This window comes from Shigella sp. SIG3, assembly GCF_053555855.1.
This window is the reverse complement of the sequence record NZ_JBQZXE010000239.1, coordinates 1-1,361: the sequence shown is the minus strand read 5'-3', so window position 1 is coordinate 1,361 and position 1,361 is coordinate 1. Positions and strand designations below refer to the sequence as shown.

Genomic DNA, 1,361 nt, shown 5'->3' with positions numbered 1-1,361 from the left:
CGCTGTACCGCCATCGAAACGGGCACATACCGGCAGAGTGGCTGTGAAAGAAAGTAATCAGCGATGGTGCTCTGACGGGTTCGAGTTCCGCTGTGATAACGGAGAAAAACTGCGAGTCACGTTCGCGCTGGACTGCTGTGACCGTGAGGCACTGCACTGGGCGGTCACTACGGGCGGCTTCAACAGTGAAACAGTACAGGACGTCATGCTGGGAGCGGTGGAACGCCGCTTCGGCAACGAGCTTCCGGCGTCTCCAGTAGAGTGGCTGACGGATAATGGTTCATGCTACCGGGCTAATGAAACACGGCAGTTTGCCCGGATGTTGGGGCTTGAACCGAAGAGCACGGCGGTGCGGAGTCCGGAGAGTAACGGCATAGCAGAGAGCTTCGTGAAAACGATAAAGCGTGACTACATCAGTGCCATGCCCAAACCAGACGGGTTAACGGCAGCAAAGAACCTTGCAGAGGCGTTCGAGCATTATAACGAATGGCATCCGCATAGTGCACTGGGTTATCGCTCGCCACGGGAATATCTACGGCAGCGGGCCAGTAATGGGTTAAGTGATAACAGGTGTCTGGAAATATAGGGGCAAATCCAACCTGCTACGTCCAGTGCTTTAGAATAGGAGTAACCGATGGATGGACGCAGACCAAAGTCGAACTGATATTGCAGAACAGCTTCGAAGTTTTGTGTTTTGTTCACAACATCACCGTCGTCGGAATTCATGTTGTGAGATTCACCGTACATCACAGCAGCATAAACATTGTTAGCGTCATATTTTGTTGACAACGCCCAAACTTCGGCTCTTTCGCCTTTACCATCACCAGACTGCCAATCAGTACGGTCAGAGTTTGCATAAGCACCAGCAAATGAGAAACCGTCAATAGTGTAAGTTGCAGATAAACCATGGCCATCGCCATTTGCTTTGTAGTTGCCTGTACCTTCATTTTTACCCTGATATTGCAGAGCAAAATTTAGACCTTCAACCATGCCAAAGAAATCTGTGTTACGATAGGTTGCAACACCGTTGGTACGGTTGGTCATGAACAGGTCAGTACCAGCCCATGAGTCAGCGCCCCACTCAACAAACATATCAGTAAATGCTTCTGCATCATACGCGACACCGACATTACGACTGTAGTCGAATGAACCAAAATCTTTGTAACTCAAACCAGCATATGCCAAACGAGTTTGGTCAGGGTTGTGTCTGTTTGATGCTTCCAGGTCTAGTTCAAACTGACCGTAACCAGTCATTTCAGGGTTGATCTGAGTTTCACCTTTCACGCCTACACGGGCATAAGAGGTATCTTGAGAATTATCGCCTTTTTCACCATTTTCACGGTCGGTCAGAATGCGCTCAC

General features: G+C 49.4%; 1 protein-coding gene and 1 pseudogene. One reads left to right on the top strand and one right to left on the bottom strand.

The genetic code is table 11. The annotated features are described in order from the left end of the window. Positions 1–586, top strand: a 586-nt coding sequence (locus ACUU1I_RS20550; RefSeq protein ID WP_449144911.1) for a DDE-type integrase/transposase/recombinase, incomplete at its 5' end; no start/stop codon positions are given. An 8-nt stretch (positions 587–594) separates the two neighbouring features. Here ACUU1I_RS20550 and ACUU1I_RS20545 read toward each other — a convergent pair. Further along, a pseudogene (locus ACUU1I_RS20545) lies at positions 595–1,361 on the bottom strand (porin); the annotation flags it as partial.